The organism is Stenotrophomonas sp. PA-6-5C, assembly GCF_021605635.1.
Classification (GTDB): domain Bacteria; phylum Pseudomonadota; class Gammaproteobacteria; order Xanthomonadales; family Xanthomonadaceae; genus Stenotrophomonas; species Stenotrophomonas lactitubi.
In genome coordinates this window covers 74,768-96,801 of sequence record NZ_WKEE01000005.1, presented here as the reverse complement: position 1 = coordinate 96,801, position 22,034 = coordinate 74,768, and the positions used below count along the sequence as shown (strand labels likewise).

At 63.4% G+C, this 22,034-nt stretch carries 19 protein-coding genes; 14 read left to right on the top strand and 5 right to left on the bottom strand.

Going from position 1 to position 22,034, the window contains the following annotated elements; translation table 11 throughout:
* Nucleotides 1-137 precede the first annotated feature (137 nt).
* The 4 genes from rplS (at nucleotide 138) to GIW57_RS03415 (ending at nucleotide 1,945) form a co-directional block, all read left to right on the top strand.
* The gene (gene rplS, locus GIW57_RS03430; RefSeq protein WP_089239648.1) at nucleotides 138-539 is read left to right on the top strand and encodes a 50S ribosomal protein L19; all 402 of its coding nucleotides are present in this window, start codon (nucleotides 138-140) and stop codon (nucleotides 537-539) included.
* Nucleotides 540-620: 81 nt separating this feature from the next.
* Nucleotides 621-995, top strand: a complete 375-nt coding sequence (locus tag GIW57_RS03425) for a DUF6404 family protein (protein WP_100464006.1) — start codon at nucleotides 621-623, stop codon at nucleotides 993-995.
* 76 nt (nucleotides 996-1,071) lie between these two features.
* Nucleotides 1,072-1,506, top strand: coding sequence for a DUF1801 domain-containing protein (locus tag GIW57_RS03420; protein ID WP_100464010.1), 435 nt, complete (start codon nucleotides 1,072-1,074; stop codon nucleotides 1,504-1,506).
* A 34-nt stretch (nucleotides 1,507-1,540) separates the two neighbouring features.
* Nucleotides 1,541-1,945, top strand: coding sequence for a DUF1801 domain-containing protein (locus GIW57_RS03415; protein ID WP_236509156.1), 405 nt, complete (start codon nucleotides 1,541-1,543; stop codon nucleotides 1,943-1,945).
* 60 nt (nucleotides 1,946-2,005) lie between these two features.
* Here the strand turns inward: GIW57_RS03415 and GIW57_RS03410 are convergent, their stop codons facing one another.
* The gene (locus GIW57_RS03410) at nucleotides 2,006-3,463 is read right to left on the bottom strand and encodes an MATE family efflux transporter (protein ID WP_164281011.1); all 1,458 of its coding nucleotides are present in this window, start codon (nucleotides 3,461-3,463) and stop codon (nucleotides 2,006-2,008) included.
* 62 nt (nucleotides 3,464-3,525) lie between these two features.
* Here GIW57_RS03410 and GIW57_RS03405 point away from each other — a divergent pair, with 62 nt between their 5' ends.
* The 3 genes from GIW57_RS03405 (at nucleotide 3,526) to GIW57_RS03395 (ending at nucleotide 5,672) form a co-directional block, all read left to right on the top strand.
* The gene (locus tag GIW57_RS03405; RefSeq protein ID WP_099821067.1) at nucleotides 3,526-3,765 is read left to right on the top strand and encodes a hypothetical protein; all 240 of its coding nucleotides are present in this window, start codon (nucleotides 3,526-3,528) and stop codon (nucleotides 3,763-3,765) included.
* 9 nt (nucleotides 3,766-3,774) lie between these two features.
* On the top strand, nucleotides 3,775-4,182 hold the full coding sequence (locus GIW57_RS03400) for an RNA-binding S4 domain-containing protein (RefSeq protein ID WP_089239660.1): 408 nt from the start codon (nucleotides 3,775-3,777) through the stop codon (nucleotides 4,180-4,182).
* 296 nt (nucleotides 4,183-4,478) lie between these two features.
* Nucleotides 4,479-5,672: a cellulase family glycosylhydrolase gene (locus GIW57_RS03395; RefSeq protein ID WP_236509155.1), complete on the top strand. Its 1,194-nt coding sequence runs from the start codon at nucleotides 4,479-4,481 to the stop codon at nucleotides 5,670-5,672.
* A 454-nt stretch (nucleotides 5,673-6,126) separates the two neighbouring features.
* On the opposite strand, the gene katG is transcribed toward GIW57_RS03395, so the two are convergent.
* The 3 genes from katG to mutS all read right to left on the bottom strand — a co-directional run bounded on the left by katG (nucleotide 6,127) and on the right by mutS (nucleotide 11,874).
* Nucleotides 6,127-8,367 (bottom strand): catalase/peroxidase HPI, encoded by a 2,241-nt coding sequence (katG, locus tag GIW57_RS03390; RefSeq protein ID WP_236509154.1) that lies wholly within the window; start codon nucleotides 8,365-8,367, stop codon nucleotides 6,127-6,129.
* A 144-nt stretch (nucleotides 8,368-8,511) separates the two neighbouring features.
* The gene (locus tag GIW57_RS03385) at nucleotides 8,512-9,129 is read right to left on the bottom strand and encodes a DUF937 domain-containing protein (RefSeq protein WP_100464025.1); all 618 of its coding nucleotides are present in this window, start codon (nucleotides 9,127-9,129) and stop codon (nucleotides 8,512-8,514) included.
* A 129-nt stretch (nucleotides 9,130-9,258) separates the two neighbouring features.
* Nucleotides 9,259-11,874, bottom strand: a complete 2,616-nt coding sequence (gene mutS, locus GIW57_RS03380) for a DNA mismatch repair protein MutS (protein ID WP_236509153.1) — start codon at nucleotides 11,872-11,874, stop codon at nucleotides 9,259-9,261.
* Nucleotides 11,875-12,051: 177 nt separating this feature from the next.
* On the opposite strand from mutS, the gene GIW57_RS03375 reads away from it, so the two are divergent.
* The 7 genes from GIW57_RS03375 (at nucleotide 12,052) to GIW57_RS03345 (ending at nucleotide 21,464) form a co-directional block, all read left to right on the top strand.
* Nucleotides 12,052-13,779, top strand: coding sequence for a tyrosine-type recombinase/integrase (locus GIW57_RS03375; protein WP_024956739.1), 1,728 nt, complete (start codon nucleotides 12,052-12,054; stop codon nucleotides 13,777-13,779).
* Nucleotides 13,780-13,798: 19 nt separating this feature from the next.
* Complete coding sequence (locus GIW57_RS03370) at nucleotides 13,799-14,575, top strand: helix-turn-helix domain-containing protein (protein ID WP_024956738.1); 777 nt, start codon at nucleotides 13,799-13,801, stop codon at nucleotides 14,573-14,575.
* Nucleotides 14,572-15,210 (top strand): hypothetical protein, encoded by a 639-nt coding sequence (locus tag GIW57_RS03365; RefSeq protein ID WP_236509152.1) that lies wholly within the window; start codon nucleotides 14,572-14,574, stop codon nucleotides 15,208-15,210. Before GIW57_RS03370 ends, GIW57_RS03365 begins: the two co-directional genes overlap by 4 nt.
* Before the next feature lie 170 nt (nucleotides 15,211-15,380).
* A complete protein-coding gene (locus tag GIW57_RS03360) occupies nucleotides 15,381-17,891 on the top strand; it encodes a DNA N-6-adenine-methyltransferase (protein WP_236509151.1) in 2,511 nt (836 codons plus the stop codon).
* Complete coding sequence (locus GIW57_RS03355; RefSeq protein WP_180854964.1) at nucleotides 17,881-20,265, top strand: DEAD/DEAH box helicase family protein; 2,385 nt, start codon at nucleotides 17,881-17,883, stop codon at nucleotides 20,263-20,265. The genes GIW57_RS03360 and GIW57_RS03355 overlap by 11 nt, the downstream gene beginning before the upstream one ends.
* 61 nt (nucleotides 20,266-20,326) lie before the next feature.
* A complete protein-coding gene (locus GIW57_RS03350) occupies nucleotides 20,327-20,608 on the top strand; it encodes a hypothetical protein (protein WP_180854965.1) in 282 nt (93 codons plus the stop codon).
* Between the two features lie 49 nt (nucleotides 20,609-20,657).
* Complete coding sequence (locus tag GIW57_RS03345; protein WP_180854966.1) at nucleotides 20,658-21,464, top strand: hypothetical protein; 807 nt, start codon at nucleotides 20,658-20,660, stop codon at nucleotides 21,462-21,464.
* Between the two features lie 55 nt (nucleotides 21,465-21,519).
* Here GIW57_RS03345 and GIW57_RS03340 read toward each other — a convergent pair whose 3' ends face one another.
* Nucleotides 21,520-21,996, bottom strand: coding sequence for a hypothetical protein (locus tag GIW57_RS03340; protein ID WP_180854967.1), 477 nt, complete (start codon nucleotides 21,994-21,996; stop codon nucleotides 21,520-21,522).
* Nucleotides 21,997-22,034 lie beyond the last annotated feature (38 nt).

The window sequence follows — 22,034 nt, the reverse complement described above, 5'->3', positions numbered from 1 at the left end:
ATCGGCTATGATGGTCAATTACCGCCAGCCTCGGCCGGCGCGCAGTACACAAAACAAACGTGCAGCACAGTCCGGTGACTGCATGAGCCTACGCTGTCGAATGACACGCCCACCCGAACAATGAATCGGTGTAACCCATGAGCAAGCTGAACAAGTCCATCGTCGCGGAATTCGAATCCGCCCAGATCACCCGTGAACTGCCGCAGTTCAGCCAGGGCGACACCGTTGTCGTCAACGTGAAGGTGAAGGAAGGTGCCCGCGAGCGCGTGCAGGCCTATGAAGGCGTTGTCATCGCGACCAAGAACGGCGGCCTGAACTCCTCGTTCACCGTGCGCAAGATCTCGCACGGCTACGGCGTCGAGCGCGTGTTCCAGACCCACAGCGCCATCATCGACTCGGTCGAAGTGAAGCGTCGTGGTAAGGTCCGCGCCGGCAAGCTGTACTACCTGCGTGGCCTGGAAGGCAAGGCTGCCCGCATCAAGGAAGATCTGGCTGCTGCTGCTGCCGCCAAGGCTGCCCGTTTGGCAACCAAGGGCTGATAAACAACTTCGGTTGTTGCCGCGACGGCCGCCTTCGGGCGGCCGTTTGCGTTTGCGGGATCGTCTCGTTAGTTTCAGTGGATGAATGAGACCGACCATCGATATCCGGCGGACATCCAGCTGGCATTGCGCTTCCTGGACAGTTCCGGCGTACCGCGGCGGGAAGCGGCCCCGTTGCTGCATCGCATGCTGTGGCGGTTGGGTATCGCGCTGCCGCCGCCGATACTCGCCGGTTTCCTGACCAATACGCTGCTGCAGGGCCTGCTGTTCGGCGTGTTCTGGACGGTACTGATGTGGCTGCTGCTGTGGCAGGGCAGGGCTCCGGCGCTGGAACTGCTGCTGTTTGCCGGGGTGGCAGCTGGCGTGATGTTCGGCCTGGTGATGGCCACCCTGATGCGGTTCCTGCGCGGCGCCCGCAAGCTACCCACCTGGCAGCAGTTCCGCCGCAGCCTCTGAGGCCATGGCGCAGTGCGCCATGACCGCTGCCGGGCCGCGGCGTAGGCTCGGGCCTTCGAACCCCATGGCCCCTGCGATGCCCGCCAAGCAACCTGCCAACAGTGCTTCGCCCAAGCTGCTGTCCGGCGGTAATCCGCAGATCGCCAAGGGTGAGGGCGATGCACCCGTGCAGGCCTATATCGCCGCCATGCCGGACTGGAAACGGGCCGTTGGAGCACGTCTGGACGCACTGATCGAACAGGCCGTGCCCGGCGTGCACAAGGCAGTGAAATGGAACTCGCCGATGTACGGTGTCGCTGCCGGTGAGGGCTGGTTCCTCAGTTTCCATTGCTTCACCCGCTACATCAAGGTCGCGTTCTTCCGCGGTGCGCTGTTGCAGCCCGTTCCGCCTGAACCGTCCAAGAGCGCCGACACCCGCTATCTGCACATCCTTGAGGATGGGGTACTGGACGAGGCGCGGTTCCTCGACTGGGTACGGCAGGCCAGCGCTCTGCCCGGCGAACGCATGTAGTTCCCCAGGATCTTCCCCCGTACGAGACCACGAGATGGCCACGCAGAAGACCGATCCCGCCGCCGCGCTCCCTGCTGCCGCCCTGATCGACGCCCGCATTGCCGAGCTCGGTGATTGGCGCGGCGACATCCTCGCCCGCGTGCGGGCGCTGATCCACGAGGCGCTGCCGGACGTTGAGGAAACCTGGAAGTGGCGCGGCACACCGGTGTGGGAACACAACGGCATCCTGTGCACCGGCGAAACCTACAAGCAGGCGGTGAAGCTGACCTTCGCCCACGGCGCCGCGTTGCCGGATCCGAAGGGCCTGTTCAATGCCAGCCTGGAAGGCGGCACGCGCCGCGCGATCGACATCCACGAAGGCGAAATGCCCAACGCCGCGGCGTTCAAAGCCCTGATGCGTGCGGCCGCAAAGCACAACGCCACGAAGAAAAAGCGGTAGTGCCGGGCCATGCCCGGCGGATTTCTGGCAACCGCTGCGCTCGCCGGGCGTGGCCCGGCGCTACCGGGTCACAGCATCCGGGTCGGCCACCGGCGACGGCGGGCAAGCCGGAATCTCCGATGGCGTGGCCAGTTCCTCCGCGTGCACCGGCTTGCTGATCATCCGCGCCTTGCGCCAGCCACCCCAGCGGTAATAGGCCAGTGACAGCAGCATCGATACCAGCGAGCCCGCCGGGAAGCTCCACCAGATCGCGTCGGCCCCCCAGTACGGCTGCAGGAATTCGGCGAACGGCACGCGCACGCCCCACAGCGACGCTGCCAGGATCAGCAGCGGTGGCAGCACCGCGCCGGTGGAGCGCACCACGCCGGAGATCACGAAGCTGACGCCGAAGAACAGGAACGAACCGATCACGATGTGGTTCAGGTGCCGCGCGATCTGCAGCGACTCGCTGCCCTGCGGCAGGAACAAGGCCAGCGAATACTGGTCCAGCAGTACCAGCGGCAGGATCAACGCGCCGGTCAGCAGGAAGTTGAACGCGATGCCCTGGCGTGCGGTACCGCGCACGCGGTCCCAGCGCTGCGCACCGACATTCTGCGCGGCCATCGACGAACACGCCGCACCGATCGCCATCGCCGGCATCTGCACGTAGTTCCACAGCTGCAGCGACGCACCGTAGGCCGCGCCGGTGTCGGTGCCGTACTGGTTGACCATCGTCATCAGCATGATCACCGACAGCGAGATCAGCACCATCTGCAGGCCCATCGGCACGCCCTTGACCACCAGCGCACGCAGGATGGTCATGTCCAGCTTGAACAGGTGCATGTCGGCGCGGCCCAGCCACAGCGTGTGCCGCTTGTGCCGCATGTACAGCAGCAGGCCGGCCAGCGACAGCGTCTGCGATACCAGCGTGGCCCAGGCCGAGCCGGCGATGCCCAGTTCCGGGAACGGCCCCATGCCGAAGATCAGCACCGGGTTCAGGGCGATGTCCAGCACCACCGAGACCAGCAGGAAACGGAACGGCGTGCGCGAGTCGCCGGCACCGCGCAGCGCCGCACTGAGGAAGGCGAAGGCGTACAGCGTCGGCATCGCCAGGAAGATGATGCGCAGGTAGGCCTCGGCCAAGGGCAGCGAGGCGGCAGGCGTGCCCATCGCCGCCAGCAGCGGGTGGGCCAGGAACCAGCCGGCGATGGCGATGATCACCGACAGGCCGATGAAGAACGTGGCGCTGGTGCCGACCACGCGCCGTGCTTGGGCGATGTCACGTGCACCGATGGCCTGGCCGATCAGGATGGTCGAGGCCATGCCGAAGCCGAACACCGAACCGATCAGGAAGAACATGATGTTGTTGGCGTTTGCGGTCGCGGTCAGTGCCGCTTCGCCAAGGAAGCGCCCCACCCATACCGCATTCACCGAGCCGTTCAGCGACTGCGCGATGTTGCCTGCCAGGATCGGCAGCGCGAACAGCAGCAGGTTGCGGCCGATCGGGCCGGAGGTCAGGTCAAGCGGCGCTTTGGCCATGGAGTGGTGATCGATTCCCGGGAGGCGCACACTAGCATCAAGCCGGTTTGCAGGATGTGGCAATGCATCAACGACAACAGATGACGCGGATCATCGTGGTGGCCTTGATCGCAGCGGCACTGGCCGCATGTTCGTCAGGTGACCGGCTGGGCGATACCCAGGTGCGGCCGACCGACCGCCCCGAGTGCCTGGTCGGCAGCCAGCGCCAGGATCTGGCGGCCGGAACGCCGGCATTGATCGGGGGCACGGGTTGCCGTACCGACCCCGACAATCCGCGCCCCCTGAACAAGCGAACGGAGTAGTCCCCACCGATGTCCGAGCTTTCCCCGTTGGCGCCCAGCGTCCGTCTGGACATCTGGCTGTGGGCGGCCCGCTTCTTCAAGACCCGTAGTCTGGCCAAACAGGCGATCGAGACCGGCAAGGTATCCGTGGCCGGGCAGCGCCCGAAATCCTCGCGCGCGGTGCGTGTGGGAGAGCAGCTGCTGGTCGATCGCGGTGAAGAACACTTCGAGATCCAGGTGCTGGGCCTGAGCGACCAACGCGGACCGGCGCCGGTGGCGCAGCAGCTGTATGCCGAGAGCGAGGCCTCCAAAGCGCGTCGCGCCGAACTGCGTGCACTGCGCATTGCCGCGCGTGATGGTTACCAGGCACCGGAGCACAAACCGGACAAGCGCGCACGCCGGTTGATCCGCGCTCTGGGTGATCTTGACGCGTTGTGACGCAGTGGCCGGACTGAACCGGCAAGCGCTCTGGTAGCAGCCCACCTTGGTAGGCGCTGTGCCCTGTGCCGACCCAGGTCGGCAGCTACCGTGTCATGGGCCCGGCCCGCGCTTTGGTAGCCGCTCACCTTGGTGGGCGCTGTGCCCTGTGCCGCCCAAGGTCGGCACCTACCGTGTCATGGGTCCGGCTCGCGCTCTGGTAGCCGCCCACCTTGGTGGGCGCTGTGCCGCCTGCGCTCAGCCACCGTTCGGCTTGCGCCCCGCACGTTGGATGGTCATCTTCATGGAAGCCCACCATGTTCCTGCGCCGCAGCCTGCTGTGCCTGGCCCTGTCCGCCGCCGTCCCGGTGTTCGCCGCCGACATCACCTTCTGGGATACCCCGCAGCGCGGTGGCAACAGCTTCAATGAAGCGCCGCCGGACCGCGCCTACTTCCAGGCCCTGCGTGACACCGACGCCACCTGGGTGCGACTGACCCCGGACAAGTGGCGCAGTGCCGGCGGCCGCGATTTCCTGATGGGCGATGCCGACCATTATCAAGGACTGGTCGAGGCCGACGTGGCCACGCTGCGCCGCGCGCTGGATGACGCCAATGCCGTGGGATTGAAGGTGGTGCTGGTACCGCTGTCACTGCCGCTGCTGCGCTGGAAACAGAAGAACGGCGACGTGGTCGATCAGCGCCTGTGGCAGTCCTTCGACAACCACGCACCTGCGCAGCGCTTCTGGCGTGATCTGGCCGCCGCGCTGAAGGGGCATCCGGCGCTGGCCGGCTACAACCTGATCAATGAGCCGGCACCGGAATACGGCACCACGCTGGCCGAACACGCCTCCCGCGAGGACATGCTGAAGTGGTATGCGGGCGTGCAGGGTGGACCGCGCGATCTGCGCCAGCTGTACATGGAACTGGTGGCCAGCGTGCGTGAAGTCGATGCAGAGATACCGTTGATACTTGATGCCGGCTGGTATGCCGCGGCCGATGCGTTCGACTACTGGCCTGCGCCGCTGCAGGACACGAAGCTGCTGTACAGCGTGCACATGTATGAGCCGTACGCGGCCACCAGTGCGCCGAACCAGAAGCGCAGCAAACCTTACCGCTATCCCGCCGAAGTGCCGTTCGGCGACCGCAGCGAGCGCTGGGACGCCGCACGCGTGCGCAGCTACCTGCAGCAGCCGATGGACTGGGCGAAGACCCATGGCATCGGCGCCAACCGCATGGTGATCGGTGAGTTCGGTTGCATGCGACGTTGGCCGGACTGCGGCCGCTACCTGCGCGATGTACTGGACGTGGCCGAGCAGCAGAAGGTGCACTGGGCGTTCTACGCATTCCGCGAAGACGGCTGGGACGGCATGGATTACGAGCTGGGCGACAAGCCGCTGCCGGGATCGTACTGGCAGGCGGTCGAGAAGGGTGAAGCCGTGCAGCCGCCGCGTTCGATGCAGGCGCCGTTGTTTGCCCCGATCCTGCAGCGGTTGAAGGACGGAGCGCGTTGAAACCGCCGCGGCTGCGCCGCATGCCAACCAAGGTTGGCATCTACCGGGTCATGGCCGCCGTGGGATCGCTCTGGTAGTCGCCCACCTTGGTGGGCGTTGTGCCGTGTGCCAACCAAGGTTGGCATCTACCAGGGCAGGGTGCGAACGCTTTGGTAGTCGCCCACCTTGGTGGGCGTTGTGCCGTGTGCCAACCAAGGTTGGCATCTACCAGGCCATGGTGCGAATGCTTTGGTAGTCGCCCACCTTGGTGGGCGTTGTGCCGTGTGCCAACCAAGGTTGGCGTCTACCAGGCCATGGTGCGAATGCTTTGGTAGTCGCCCACCTTGGTGGGCGTTGTGCCGTGTGCCAACCAAGGTTGGCGTCTACCAGGCCATGGTGCGAGTGCTTTGGTAGTCGCCCACCTTGGTGGGCGTTGTGCCGTGTGCCAACCAAGGTTGGCATCTACCAGGGCATGTCAGGCGTGCAGGTCGTAGCGGTCCAGTTCCATCACCCGCGTCCAGGCGGCGATGAAATCCTGCACGAACTTCTTCTCGCCATCGGCACTGGCGTACACCTCGGCCAATGCGCGCAGCACGGCGTTGGAACCGAACACGAGATCCGCACGGGTGCCCGTCCAGCGTGCAGCGCCATCGTTGCGGCCGCGGCCTTCATAGCTTTCGCGGCCGGTCGCCTTCCAGGTCGTACCCATGTCCAGCAGGTTGACGAAGAAGTCGTTGCTCAACGTGCCGGGTCGGTTGGTGAACACGCCGTGCTTGCCGCCATCGACGTTGGTGCCGAGCACGCGCAGGCCACCGACCAGCGCGGTCATTTCCGGTGCGGTGAGGGTCAGCAGCTGCGCCTTGTCGATCAGCAGCGCCTCACCCGGCACGCTGTAAGCGCCCTTGAGGTAGTTGCGGAAACCATCGGCAGCCGGTTCCAGCACCGCGAACGATTCGATGTCGGTCTGCTCCTGGCTGGCATCGGTGCGGCCCGGGGTGAACGGCACGCTCAGGTCGTGGCCGCCGGCCTTTGCCGCTTGCTCGATGCCGACGCCACCGGCCAGCACGATCAGGTCGGCCAGCGACACCTGCTTGCTGCCCGAGTCGTTGAACTCGGCCTGGACCTTTTCCAGCGCGGCCAACACCTTGGCCAGCTGCTGCGGCTGGTTCACCGCCCAGTCCTTCTGCGGTGCCAGGCGCACACGCGCGCCGTTGGCACCACCGCGCTTGTCCGAGCCGCGGAAGGTCGACGCCGAGGCCCATGCCGTGGACACCAGCTCAGCCACGCTCAGGCCGGTCGCCGCAATCTTCTGCTTCAGCGCGGCGATGTCCTTGGCGTCGATCAGCGGGTGCTTCGCTTCCGGCACCGGGTCCTGCCAGATGAATTCCTCGGCCGGAACTTCCGGGCCCAGGTAGCGCGCACGCGGGCCCATGTCGCGATGGGTCAGCTTGAACCAGGCGCGGGCGAACGCATCGGCGAAGGCTTGCGGATCCGCAAGGAATTTCCGTGAGATCTTTTCGTAGGCCGGATCCATGCGCAGCGACAGGTCGGTGGTCAGCATCGTCGGGCGGTGCTTCTTTGACGGATCGTGCGCATCGGGAATCACCGCATCCGCGTTCTTGGCGACCCACTGGTGGGCACCGGCCGGGCTCTTGCTCAGTTCCCATTCGTGGCCGAACAGGATCTCGAAGAAGTCGTGGCTCCATTGCGCGGGGGTGCGGGTCCAGGTCACTTCCAGGCCGCTGGTGATGGTGTCGCCACCCTTGCCGCTGCCGAAGCTGTTGGCCCAGCCCAGGCCCTGGCTTTCCAGGCCCGCCGCTTCCGGTTCCTTGCCGACGTTGTCGGCCGGGCCGGCACCGTGGGTCTTGCCGAAGCTGTGGCCACCGGCGATCAGGGCGACGGTTTCTTCATCGTCCATCGCCATGCGGCCGAAGGTGTCACGGATGTCATGCGCGGCCAGCACCGGATTGGGATTGCCGTCCGGGCCTTCCGGGTTCACGTAGATCAGGCCCATCTGCACTGCGGCCAGCGGGTTTTCCAGTTTGCGCGAATGCACGTCGCCATCAGCGTCGTCATCGGACACCAGCACGCCGTGGTTCTCTTCCACGCCCTCCGAGCCGTGCTTGTAACGCACGTCGCCGCCGAGCCAGGTGGTCTCGCGGCCCCAGTACACGTCCTGGTCCGGCTCCCAGGTATCGGGACGGCCGCCGGCAAAGCCGAGCGTCTTGAAGCCCATCGATTCCAGTGCGACGTTGCCGGTCAGGATCAGCAGGTCGGCCCAGGAAATGGCCTGGCCATACTTCTGCTTGATCGGCCACAGCAGGCGTCGCGCCTTGTCCAGGCTGACGTTGTCCGGCCAGCTGTTGAGCGGCGCGAAGCGCTGCTGGCCGCGACCACCGCCGCCACGGCCATCGTCGATGCGGTAGGTACCGGCGCTGTGCCACGCCATGCGGATGAACAGGCCGCCGTAGTGACCGAAGTCGGCCGGCCACCAGTCCTGCGAGTCGGTCATCAACGCCTTCAGGTCGGCCTTCAGCGCGCTGTAGTCCAGCCCGTTGAAGGCCGTGGCGTAGTCGAAGCCCGCATCGAGGGGGTTGGAGCGCGTGGAGTGCTGGTTGAGCAGGTCCACGCGCAGCTGGTTCGGCCACCAGTCGCGGTTGGTCGTCGCATCACCGACGACGGCATGGTTGAACGGGCACTTCGCTTCGCTTTTCATGGGTCTCTACCTGTGGACTGGCGAATGAGGGAATCAGATCGCTTACCCACCATAGGCATCGCCTAACGATGGGTAAATTCGATTGATTCAACCGCTGCGATAGTGGCTACCTATGGTCGGCAGCGCTTGGATCGTTGTGCGCTATCAGCGCTTGAGCAGGCCGGCGCCGAGCTTGAGCAGATCGCTGGCGCCGAACTGGCCATCACCGTCCTGGTCGAGCGCACCGCCGAGCAGGCTGCCGATGCCGCCGCCGGACTGCTGTGCTTCCTGGCCCAGGGCCTGGCTGAGCTGGCCGGCGTTGCCGCTCTGGGCAAACCGCTGGGCCAGGAACGACATGACGATGGGGGCGAGGATCGCCAGCAGCTGACTGGACTTGCCGCTGTCCAGGCCGGTCTTCTGGCCCAGCGCTTCGGCCGCCTGCGAGGTCTGCCCGCCGAATACGTGGCCGAGGATGCCGGCGCCGTTGGTGGCGTTGCCGCCGCCGCCGCCCATCACCGCGCCGAGGATGCTGCTGAGATCGAAACCGCCACCGCCGCCGCCGGCCGAGCCGAGGTGGTCGCGCTGCAGGGCATTGAGCAGGGACTGCGCACCCTGCGGCTCACTGGCATTCTGGCCCATCGCGCCGAGCAGCAGGGGCAGGGCGCTGCCGACGGCCTGGGTGGCCTGGCTGCTGTCCAGGCCGAGCTGCTGCGACACCTGCTGCAGGCCTTGGCCCTGCTGCAGCTGCTGGAAGAGGGATGCAGCGAGGGATTCGGTGTTCATGGCGGTCTCCGGTCTGTGAAGGACGAACCGCCCGAGCATAACGCCGTGTACACGACGGAAGTGCGAAGGGCAGCCAAGCGTGGGCTCGGCTCTACAACCGTAGCGCCGGGCCATGCCCGGCGGCCGGGATTACAGCAGCGCCTTCAACCGGTACAGCGCTTCCAATGCCTGCTTCGGGGTCAGCTCGTCCGGGTCGATCGCGGCCAGCGCCTCCTGCGCCTTGTTCGGCGGTGCGGAGAACAGTCCGAACTGCTGCGGTGCATCCAGCGCCTGCGGGGCGAGTTCGGCAGCATGGCTTTCGCCGCCGCGCTGCTCCAGCTCGGCCAGGCGTCGACGCGCCTGTGCCACGGTGGCACGCGGCAGGCCGGCAAGGGCAGCCACCTGCAGGCCGAAGCTGCGGTTGGCCGGGCCGTCCTTCACTGCATGCATGAACACCAGCGCTTCGCCGTGCTCGACGGCATCCAGGTGCACGTTGGCGATGCCGCTGCGGCCGCCCTCGTGCTGTTCGTCGGCCAGCGCGGTCAGTTCGAAGTAATGGGTGGCAAACAGCGTGTAGCAGCGGTTCTCGTAGGCGAGATGGCGCGCCACCGCGTCGGCCAGGGCCAGGCCGTCGTAGGTGGAGGTGCCGCGGCCGATCTCGTCCATCAGCACCAGCGAATGCGCGGTGGCGTGATGCAGGATGTAGCTGGTTTCAGCCATCTCGACCATGAAGGTCGACTGCCCGCGGGCAAGGTCGTCGCCGGCGCCGATGCGGGTCAGGATGCGGTCGATCGGGCCGATCAACGCGCGGCTGGCCGGCACGAAGCTGCCGATGTGGGCCAGCAGCACGATCAGCGCGTTCTGCCGCATGTAGGTCGATTTACCGCCCATGTTCGGGCCGGTGATGACCAGCATGCGACGGTCCGGGTGCAGGTCCAGATCGTTGGGCTCAAATGGCTGGTCGCGCACCGCTTCCACCACCGGATGGCGGCCGCGTTCGATCTTCAGGCACGGCTCGGCCTGCAGTTCCGGACGCGCCCAGTCCAGCGCCTGCGCACGCTCGGCGAAGGCGGCCAGCACATCCAGTTCGCTGAGCGCGGCGGCGCACTGCTTGAGCGGCTCCAGCTGGGTGCCCAGCGTGTCCAGCAGCTGCTCGTACAGATACTTCTCGCGCGACAGCGAACGGTCACGCGCGGACAGCACCTTGTCCTCGAATGCCTTCAGTTCTTCGGTGATGTAGCGCTCGGCGTTGGTCAGTGTCTGCCGGCGGGTGTAGTGCACCGGCGCGCGCTCGGACTGGCCCTTGCTGATTTCGATGTAATAGCCGTGCACACGGTTGTAGCCGACCTTCAGGGTGGCGATGCCGCTGCTCTCGCGCTCGCGCTGTTCCAGATCGACCAGGAACTGGTCGGCGTGGGTCGACAGGCGACGCAGTTCATCCAGCTCGGCGTCGAAGCCATCTGCCAGCACGCCACCATCGCTGAGCTTGAGCGGCGGCATTTCGGCAATGGCGCTGGCCAGCAGGTGCGCGCACTCGTCGTGCTCGCCGAGCGCCGCGTGCAGGGTCTGCAGTCGCGGTGAATCCAATGGTGCCAGCACCTCGCGGACGGCCGGCAGCAGGCCGAGGCCATCGCGCAGGGTGGAGAAGTCGCGCGGCCGCGCCGAACGCAGGGCGACGCGGGTGAGGATGCGTTCGAGGTCGCCGAGGCGGCGGAACTGTTCGCGGATATCCGCTTCCGCGCCGCGGTCGATCAGTGTTTCCACCGCGTGGTGGCGCTGCACCAGCACCTCGCGCAGGCGCAGCGGCCGATGCAGCCAGCGGCGCAGCAGGCGGCCACCCATCGGTGTCACCGTGCTGTCGAGCACGCCGAGCAGAGTATTGCGGGTATCGCCGTCGACGCGGGTGTCCAGCTCCAGATGGCGACGCGTTGCCGCGTTCATCGCGATCGCTTCGCTGGCGGTCTCCATCGAGATGGACGTCAGGTGCGGCAGGCGCTGCTTCTGGGTTTCCTCGACATAACCGAGCAGGGCGCCGGCAGCGGCCGTGGCGCGCGGCTTGTCGTCGATGCCGAAGCCGCTGAGGTCGTGCAGCTTGAAGAAGTTCAGCAGCTGGCGGCGACCGCTGTCGGCGTCGAACAGCCACGGCGCGCGGCGACGCACGCCGCTGCGCTGGCGCAGGAACTCGGGCCAGTTCTCTTCATCCGGCACCAGCAGTTCGGCCGGTTCCAGACGCGCCAGTTCGGCTTCCAGTGCATCGTCAGTGTCGACTTCGTTGACCAGGAAGCGGCCGCCGGCCAGGTCGGCCCAGGCCAGCCCATAGCCACTCTTGTTGCGCGACAGGGCCATCAGCAGGGTGTCGCGGCGCTCGTCCAGCAGTGCTTCGTCGGTAACGGTGCCCGGGGTGACGATGCGCACCACCTTGCGTTCGACCAGCCCCTTGGCCAGTGCCGGGTCGCCGATCTGTTCGCAGATCGCCACCGACTCGCCCAGCGCCACCAGCCGTGCCAGATAGCCCTCGTAGGCGTGCACCGGCACACCGGCCATCGGAATCGGTGCGCCACCGGAGCTGCCGCGCTGGGTCAGGGTGATGTCGAGCAGGCGCGCGGCCTTGCGCGCGTCGTCGTAGAACAGCTCGTAGAAGTCGCCCATGCGGAAGAACAGCAGCAGGTCCGGATAGTCGGACTTGGCTGCGAAGAACTGCTTCATGAGTGGCGTATGCTCTGACGAGACCGTTGATTTTTTGGATTGTTCTTTTTTATCAGTCATTTAGAGCGTATTTTCACAAAGCGGAAGTGGTGGTGAGTAGGTGCTAGTGGAAGGGTTTGGAGACCATTGTAGTAGCCAAGGGTAGCCAAATCCCTGCAGGGGCCGATTCATGCCAGAATTTGGCTACCCGGCACCGGGCAGCGTGCCGCGACATTCATCCAAAGGACAGTGGTCGCCATGGCATTCCGACTGAAGCTCACCCCTGAACAGCTGAGACAGCTTCGCAGCACCCTGCGCCCGAAGCTAGACAAGAGCGGTGCGGTCGTCACCAACGCCAAGGGGTATGCGGTGCTCGAACCCAACCCCGACGGCAAGCAATGGCGGTTCCTCGATGGATCCCCAGGCGCGCCCATTGGGTTTGGGGTGTTCGTGGGCAAGCTCAAATCCACTTATGAAGTTCAGCGCAAGATCGGTGGCAAGGTCATGCGAATCAGCGTGGGGGACACCAGCGAACTGGCCCTCAAGGACGCCCACGACCTGGCCGGGGTGAAGGTGGCCGGGGCCAAGAAGGAGGGGCAGCACCCCAAGGCACTGGCGGAGAAGGAACTGTCGATCCAAGCCACCAAGGCGCTGACCGTTAACCAAGCGATCCAGCTCTACCACGACATGCTGGCCCGTCGGACCCGTCCGGCGACCGCGGGCACCCTCAAGACGTTGACCAATTCCATGGCCCGCTTGGAGCGGCCGGAGGTGGGCATCGGCCACACCCCGATCATGGAACTGGACGAAGACAAGGTCAGTAAAGCCTTCGAGGCCACCCGCCTGTCGGCCGCCTTGCATTCCAACCGGTTGTCCCAGGCCATCAAGGACGTCATGGCGCGGACGGGGCGGGTGGAGCTCACCGACGAAGAGCTGGCCAAGGTGGGCGTTGACAGTGAGGCCATGCGCACCCGCATCCGGGCGGCGGGGGTGTCGGCGGCCGAACAGACCTTCTCCACCGCGTTTCGGGCGATTAACTACGCGGTGGACAAAGAGGCCCGCGCTGCCAAGAAGGCCGAGCGCAAGGCGGTGCTGTTCGGAAACGACTTTGGCGTGCTGTGGGAGGAGGGGCGGATGCGCGACGCCGCGGGCCTTCACGTCTACTACGAGAAGGCCCGCGTCCGAAACCCGCTGGGGAGCGAAGACAACACGCTGGGTCGGGCCATCGACTACCTGTGGAGCCGGCGAGAAGCCCAGCGGGGGCAGAACGAAAGCGGGGTTTACTACCTGCTCACCACCTTGTTCCTGGGCGCGCGGCGCAACGAGACGGCAAAGCTGGCGTGGTTCGACCGGCTCACCCCGGTCGAGCGGGAAACCCAGTCCTGGGTGTGGCTGGATGAGATGGACCCCAAGGCCCGGCGAGAGGGGCGCGTGTCGGTGAACCCGCTCACCAAGAAGCCTGGCCCGCAGGTTTATTTTGCAAAAACGAAGAACAAGCGCGACCACAGCATGCCGTTGGGCCCGTTCTCGCTCCAGCTCATCAAGCGTCGGTTTGATCAACGCCTGCCGGTGGACGAACCCCGGGGGCGGTGGGTGTATCCGGCGCGCAGCTCGCGGGCGGCAGAAGGGCACTACAAAGACAGCAAGGCCATCATGAAAGGCTTGGGGGAAAAGCTGTCGGTGGAATTTGGGCCCACCCCGCACGACCTGCGGCGGACCTTGGGGCGCTATGCAACGCGCGTTGGGATCTCCAACCGCATCACCAGCCGGCTGTTCAATCACCTTCCGCAAAAGAAGGACGGCGAGGACGAGGGTTCCAAGTCCTCGGTGCGCTACCAGGAACCGGAATGGTTTGAACTCCAGGATGCACTGCAGCGGGTGGAGCAGTTGATGGCGTCGAGTTCGCCCGCGTTCTACAACATGCTCAAACCGGTGGACTGGCCGCTGCTCCCTCCGCGCAACGACACGGCTACTCCGCAACAATAGCCACCGATAGAATGGGGCCATGGATGGCTCTTTCCCCTTACAACGTGATCCCGATCTCGCCTCGCCGGTCACCGACGCCAATAAATGGCGCCAGGAGATTGCCGAGGCCAAACAAGGGTTGCGAGCCAAGATCAGCACCAAAGCGGCTGCGCACTACGTCGGCGTGCACCACACAACCTTGAGGGAGTGGGTGCGCGAAGGCCAAGGGCCCCAGCCCATGCAGAACCCGGCAAAGGCCGGCACGATGGCTCGAAACCAGCACCTGGGTTTCAGCTTGGACGCGCTGGACGCGTTCTTGGCCAGCCGCAGCGGTGAACCCATCACGCGCGGCAAACGCACCGACGCGGACGACGTGGTCCGCAAAGCCGAACGCATCGAAGCCTTGATCGCGCTGAAAGAGGCTGAGGACCGGTTGGCCAAGGCCCGGGCCCGGGCGCGGCGGTTGGGCGTGGTGGCTTACGCCTCGCTGGCCGACGTGCTGGAGATCCAGCCTTGGGTCACCCTGGGTGGGCGCATCGCAGGCCACGCATGGGCGGTGGACGACACCACGTTCAACGCCGCCGATGAGGACCAGTGGGAAGGAACCTTGGAAGAAGCGTTGGCCCAGCCTTGGACAAGCACGGAGGCACGTGAGGTTTACCAGAACGCCTTCGTGGCCGTGCTCACCAGCACACAGCACCTGATCAATGCGGCACGGTCGCGGCAGCTTGCCAGTGATCTGGAAGAACGGTGGGACAGTGCCACCCACGAGGCAAAGCCAGTGCGGCCGTTCGATAAAGGAAGTGGAAGGCTATGAGCCCGCGTGATCCAGACATTCTGGGAGGGCGTCCTGGCCGGCCATCGAAGGATCCCAAGCCCCTGGCGTTGACAGCGGCTGAAGAGGACGAGTTTTCCAAAGCAAGGTCAGGCAAGCTGGAATGGGTCGGCCCTGGGGTGGCCGCCTACGTGTTGGGCATTTCAAAAGACGCGCTGAAGAAGCGCCGGCAACGAAACGAAGGGCTGATCCCGGAATACAGGCCCGTCAAAAGCAACCGCCAAGGGGCGCAATACCGGTGGTCATCGGTGGAGCGTTGCGGCGGTGCCGAACGCATGACCCGGTCCACGTTGCCGCTGGTTCAAGCCGTGGAGCCTTACGCCGGTGCCGAATGCATTCCGCCCAACGTCTTGGCGCAACGCCTCGACGACGTCGTGGCCTTGCTGAAGAAGCTCGGCGTTGAAGGCCTGAAAAAGGACCTTGCCTGGGCTTACAACGACGCCGATCGCCTGGTGGGGTTTGCTTCGCTTCATCCACAACTGCCCGCGCGTGCGCTCACGCTGCTTGAAGCGCTGGACGCCCCGTGGGTGAGCAGCGAAGCGCGTCAGCCCTTCCACGACTGGGCCATGGGCGTGCTCCACTCCGCCGCCGAGAGCGCCGCGAAAGCCGCCGACTAAACCCCATTCCCGACTTTTTGTCGGGAAACGCATGAGTAAGGCGCACCAACGCTTCTAGGCCGTTGTCGGGACAGTTGTCCCGATAAAGCGGCGTTTTCGCATGGGTGGCCTACAGGGCCAGAACTGCAATCTCGTGTCCGTTCCGATTGGGAACGACATGCGGGATCGACATGCAGTCCAACGTTCTTCAATTCAAACTGGCCACCCGACCCAAGCGCCTGTCGGTGTCTAAGCCCACCCGGCTCACCTCCGTTTGCTACAAGGCAAGCGACAAAGCCCACACGAGCGTGGATTGGTATACCCCGCCTGCCATTGTCAAGGCGCTGGGGGGCAAGCGCGGCTTTGACCTCGATCCTTGCACGCCCGAAGATCCGTCGCGGCTGCCGGCGCCCACGGCCCGCCGAATGATCCCGCCGAGTCAGGATGGCCTGCTCACGCCGTGGCCCTCGCAAGCGTTCGTGTGGATGAACCCGCCCTACGGAAAAGGGATGGAGAAGTGGCTGAGCAAGCTGGCAAACCACCCCGGCGGAGGGGCTAACTTGCTGATTGTATTGGTCGAGGCGAAAATGGCGAAGGGGATGAGTTGCGACCTTTCGGAGGCGCAACGGCTGTGCGGCGGCGCAGCCCATGAGACGGAGTTCGGGTATGTTCCGAAGCGTCGTCCTAGGGCTTTTTCAGCGCATAGGCTTCCCATGGCCCTAAGGCCATTTTTGCGGCTGGTCCGCGATCGAAGAACACAAGGTAATCAGATGAAATACGAAGAGCTGTCCAGGGCAGCGCTCATCAAGCTGCTGCAAGAGCACGATGCCGAACGCGCTGAAGCAGGGAGAGATGGCATCGTCTTGAACTACAGTGGGCGCACAGCTCCTTGGCAGATCGTTCGTCAGGTCAAGCCTCGGATGTTTGACTTCAACAAGCGCGCTTCCGTGGGCAGCGCTGAGGAGGAGTGCGTTAACGAACTCTGGGATGGCGAGAATCTCGCCACCATGGTCACGCTTTACAAGTATCGTGGCCAAGTAGATCTGGTGCTGACGGACCCGCCATACAACACCGGCGAGGACTTCCGTTACAACGACAAGTGGGACAAAGATCCCAACGACCCGGATATGGGCGATTTGGTGGCCAAAGACGATGGTTCGCGCCACAGCAAGTGGCTGCGATTCATGACGCCTCGTCTTTGGATGATGCGAGAAATGCTCAAGCCTGGTGGCGTCATCGCCATCTGTATCGATCATCGAGAACTCTACAGGCTGGGGATGCTGATGGATGAGATTTTCCACGAGGAGAATCGCATTGGCATCATCAATTGGCAGAAGAGCTACTCTCCAAAGAATAATGTTGGCAAGAAGTCCCATGTGTCCACTTCCACAGAGTATGTGTTGGTGTATGCCAAGGATATTGATCGCGCCAAGACCACCTTGATGGAGCGCAGCGAATCAATGAACTCGCGCTATGGTTCCCCCGACGGGGACCCCGAGTTGTGGACACCTGGTGACCTGACGGGGCGTGGAGCGGACACTCACTGGGGGCAGGTGTATGCAGTTCAATCGCCTTTTACAGGCGAATTGATGTCTCCATCGGAGGGGCGGTGCTGGGCGCTCGAAAGGTCGAAGCTTAAGGCGCTGCTTGAGCAATGGGGTTGTGAATACCGGAACGAGGACCAACACGATGGCCGAGCTCCAGCTCTGGTCATCAAGGGGTCTTTGAGCGCAGCAAAGAAAGCCGCTGAAAAAGTGCTCAAGGCTGGGAACTGGCCCCGCGGATATTGGCGCGACCAAGGAAAGGGCCATTTCCGTGCGAAGGTCTACCTCAATGAGGTCAAGAAGGGCGTTGTGCCAATGACCTACTGGGCAGATGAGTCATTCGACGCCATCGATGATCTGGGTAGCACGTCTTGGGACCATGAGCAGAGCGGGCATAGCCAGAGCGGGCTGAAGGAGCTCGGTGCTGTCGTTGGGAAAGATCACGGATTCACGACCGTAAAGCCGCTCAAACTGTTCAAAAAAATTATTCAAATCTGGTGTCGAAAGGATGGAATCGTATTGGATCCGTTCGCTGGGTCCGGGACAACGGGGCACGCGGTTTTGGAGCTGAATAAAGAGGTGGCTGCCACTCGTCGCTTCATCATGATTGAGCAGGGGAACGACGAGAAAGGGGATCACTACGCCAAGACCTTGACGGCTGACCGCATTAAGCGCGCCATCACGGGGAAGTGGAAGTCAGGTGAGCGGGAGGGCTTGGGCGGAGGCTTTCGATACTTCTCTCTCAAACGAGAGAAAGTGGATGCCAACGCAGTGAATGCTCTCGCTCGCGAAGAGATGATGGACCTGCTGTTGGTCAGCTACTGGGATCGCAATGACAAGGCCAAGTCCTATCTTCGGAGATTGGCTGCCGGGGATCATAAGCACCTGTTTGCTGTGAACAGCCGCAACGAGGGCTTCTTCTTGGTGTGGAGCGCTCCTGACCAACCTTCGGCGCTGACGCGGGCCGTATTCAAGGAAATCGCGCAGGAAGCAAAGGGAGCTGGCTTGGCGGGGCGTTATCACGTCTACGCTGCACTGGCGCCTTACACCGGCAGCGACATTGAGTTCTATCAAATTCCGGACAAGGTGTTGGAGCACATTGGCTTCAACGCCCGTGCAGACGCTTACAACAACGATGGTGGCATGGATGCAGATTGAGCTCAAACCCTTCCAGGTGCGTGCAGCCCAGCAGATCGCTGGGCGATACGCTTTTTTTGCTGGACACCCCTACAGGCCGACCTACAAGGGCAAGCTCCCGCGTCCGTTTTATCAGGCGCTGTCCGCCATCACGGGCGCCGGTAAGACACCGGTGCTGGCCGAGGCCGTCACGTTGATGCGCATGCACATGGGCGTTGAGCCCATCGTGTTCTGGATGAGCAAAGCCAAGTCGGTTGTCCAGCAGACCTATACAAATTTTTCCGGTGGCGGAAAGTATGCCGAGATCGTTGACGATTTCCGTGTCATCCGGGCGGCACAGCTGGAACCCAACCTGATCTCGGATGGGAGTTCTCCCCTCATCGTGATGGCCACGACCGGGCTGTTCAACAACAAAGAGCAGGCCGATGGCGCGCTGAACATCTACAAGAAGGATCAAGACCTGTTCGGTGACCAATCGCCCTGGGAGCGATTGATCGCCCGTGATGCCGGTGGGGTTCGGCGGCCGTTGATCATCGTCTACGATGAAGGTCACAATCTGTCCGAACAGCAGACCCAGATCTTGGCCGAACTGGAGCCGGAGGCCTACCTCTTGGCCAGCGCGACGCTCAAGCTGCCCTTGAACTTTGCTAAAACCGTGCTGGCTCCCCAGGAAAGCTGGGTCGATGAGGCGGGCGAGGATGAAGCCAGTCTTGAGCGTTTTGCGCTGTTGGCAGCGGTTGACGGGAAGGGCGCTGCCGACGCCACTGCATTTGCCATCACCGCGGTGGACAGCAACGCGGTCATCAAGGCTGAGCTGATCAAGACTTCCATTCAGTTCGACGGCACCACCGCGCCGATGGAACGTTGCTTGGACGATCTCCATGATCGGCTCCAACTGATTGAGCAGGAAATTCAGGGTCGGGCGCTGGGGTTCACACCGAAGGCCATCTATGTGTGCAAGACCAACATCACCGACGACGGTGATAAGGACGATCACACCAAGCCCTTTGAACACCGCAATGCTCCGCCGATCCGCATCTGGCGCTATCTGGTTGAGCAGAAGAAGGTGGACCCGGCCAAGGTGGCCATTTACGCCGACCTGAAATTCGCCGATGGCAACAAGCCCGACGCAGTGAATTTGTTCTCGAAGGGCGAGAGCGATTTTGACGAATTTCAGGCCGGCGACTTTCAGCACATCATTTTCAACCAAGGTTTGCAGGAAGGTTGGGACGATCCTGCTTGCTACCTTGGCTACATCGATAAGTCGATGGGTTCTCAGATCAAGGTTGAGCAGATCATTGGCCGCGTTCTGCGCCAATTCGACGCCAAGCATTACGATTCACCGTTGCTCAACAGCGCCCATTTCTTCTTGCGTGTGGACAAGAAGAACGTGTTCACCGAATCGATCGAGGCCGTGCGGGCCAAGCTCCAAGAATCTGGAGCAGCCATTGAGATCGTTCATACCTATGGCGGTGGGGAGGGCGGTTCAGAAGATCTCGGCCCCAAAGAGGGGGTTTCAGTGCTCCTTCATCAGGTCCATGCGGACGCCGACGACGCAGTGGGTGCCATTGCCCAGTTGGTAGCGCAGTTCCCCACCTTTAAGGAAGGAGAGATCGATACTCAGGGCGACGCACACAGCAAGACCGAGACGGTGGACATCTCTGACTTGGCCAAGGAGATCGGCCACGACTGGACGGCCAGTGGGCACGCGAACCGGGTGCGCCTGCGTTGGCTGGTGAGCAACGCCATCCGTGGGCGCTCTAGGGCCGCATTGGCCGTGGTAGACCTAAAGGCTTCCAAGTTTGACGTGAGGGTGGAAGCCGGTAGCAACGCCGCAGCTGCAGCTGACACCCTGGCTAGGGAGATCGTGTCCACCTACTACCAGCTGACCTCGCTGGTGTATGAATCTGAGCTGGAGTTCACGTTCTCGACCATGCGCGTGCCGAAGAAGGCGCAGGCCTTCGAGAACGGCCTCTATCCGCGATACGCAGGCCTCAACAAGTTTGAAGCCCCGTTCGCCGCCGCCTTGGACAAGGCCGGACACACATGGCACCGGAACCCGAGCAATGGGGGCTTCCGTATTCCGCTGTTGTCGGAGGGGGACAGTGCCTCCTTCTCACCGGACTTCCTAGTCTGGAAGGGCAAGTATGTGTTCTGCCTGGACACCAAGGGCTCGCACCTGCTCACCGATGCCGTGGCTCGCAAGCTGTTCGATATCCAAGATGAGGGGGCGACCAAACTGTTGACCCGCTTTATTTCCGAGGGCAAGCAAACCGCGATCGGTGGCAAGGCAACAAAGGATGGCTACACCGTATGGAAGATGAAGAACGGGTCGCCCACTCCGATCCATGTGTCTAATCTCGATCAAGCCGTGAAGGAATGTTTGAAGGCTTGACAGACTGACTCTAGACATCTCCCGTGGCTAGGGAATGCTGTCTCACATTGGAGAATGCTGGATGAGTGAAGCGGATCTCGTATGCGAAAGCGTCGAGTGGGTGAGGTGCGAACTGCGTGACCTCATGGGTAAGCAAAAGAAGGAACGTCCGTGGCTAAAGTGCCCCAATGAGCGGGAGTGGGCCATTGCCAAGCTCTGGGACCCGGACATGTCTGACACGGAGTGGGCATACGTTCTTAAGCTCCTGCGCCCGATCATTGCCGAACGACAGCGCCGGCGCATCTTGGAGGTGATCGGCGGTGCCGCAGCGAATCCAAAAAAGAAGCCTCGTCGGAAAATGTAGACCCTGCATGCGGCCGTTGTTTCCTGCTCCGGCGATCTGAAAGATGAAGATGGCAGCCAAATTCAACCAAATTCTCATCGTGGATTCCCTCCCGGAAGGCCAACTCAACACCGCAGCCCGCCTGTTCGCGGATGCCCAAGACTGGGCGCGGGTGATCGGCGACGTTCCTCACATCGCCAGCGTTCGTGTTCCTTCCAGCGGGGCTTTTCTCGATCTGTTGGCCCAGCTTGCTCAGCAAGCATCCAGGGAGCCCTACGTGCCGTTGCTTCACATCGAGTGCCACGGTGGAGAGGGCGGGCTGGAGTTCGCTGACGGGTCTTGGTTGACGTGGGATGACATGAAGCCGGCGTTCGTAAACCTCAACGTGGCCACGCGCTTGAACCTCATCACGGTGGTGGCCGCATGCCATGGGGGCGCCATCGCCAATTTTGTTCGTGCTGAGCATCGGGCGCCGTTCTGGGCATTCTTGGCCCCCAAACGGCAGCTATCGGCAGGAGATCTGGAAACAGCGCTGTCTGCGTTCTATCAAGCCCTGCTGATGACCCGGTCCTCGGAGCGGGCCATGAGTGCCCTTCGGGCAACGCAAGCTGGCGACGAGTTCTGGCAGTTGAGCGCGCAGACCATCTACCGCTTGATTGTCGAAGGCTACGCGGAACACCACCTTACGGACGAGGCCGTGGGACAGCAGGCCGAGCGTCTCCGGGCCCACGCTGCGGAACATGGCGCTGTTTGGACGCAGGCGCAAATCGAGGCCATGATCCGTGACCCAGGAATCTTTGAAGGGTTCCGCCGGGAGTTCTTCATGATCGACCTGTATCCGGAACACGAAGAGCGTTTTCCGCCCGTCGCGCTCTAGTCACCCCCTCGATTCTCCAGTGTCTACGTCCGTCCCCCGGAGGCGGCATATCCCTTCACGGGCCCAATCCCGACCTGAGCGTCCCATGGTTCAGCAGGCGAAGCAGGCACTCGGCCACGTCCAGTGCGGCGGCGGCCCACTCGTCATCATCGCCCAAATGCGGCTCTTCCTTCCCCCCGTGGAAGAGGTTGTTGCGCACGCGGCGTGCCGCTTCGAGCAATGCACCGGCATTGGATTGCTGAAGGGGCAGGCGCTGGAAGACAGCGTGGTTGAGGCCGTTGATCACCGCCACCTCCTGGACCATCGGGCGATCACGTGGAGGTGTGAGGATTTGCTCGTGCGTGCTGTCCGACACCCGATCGAAGAAGAGTGAATCGTCCAGCCGTGACACCGCTTCATCCACCGCGGGCCAGTTCACCTGGGCCATTCGGTAGGGACCGGCGCGAAGAAAGCCTGGATCGTTCTTGAGGCGAAACTCCAACTGCGCGAACGCCCGCAGCAGGTCGAACGCGAGGGGATCAGAGACGGGCATGGGCGCCTTCAAGGTCGGTGGAGGACGTGGGCTTTTGA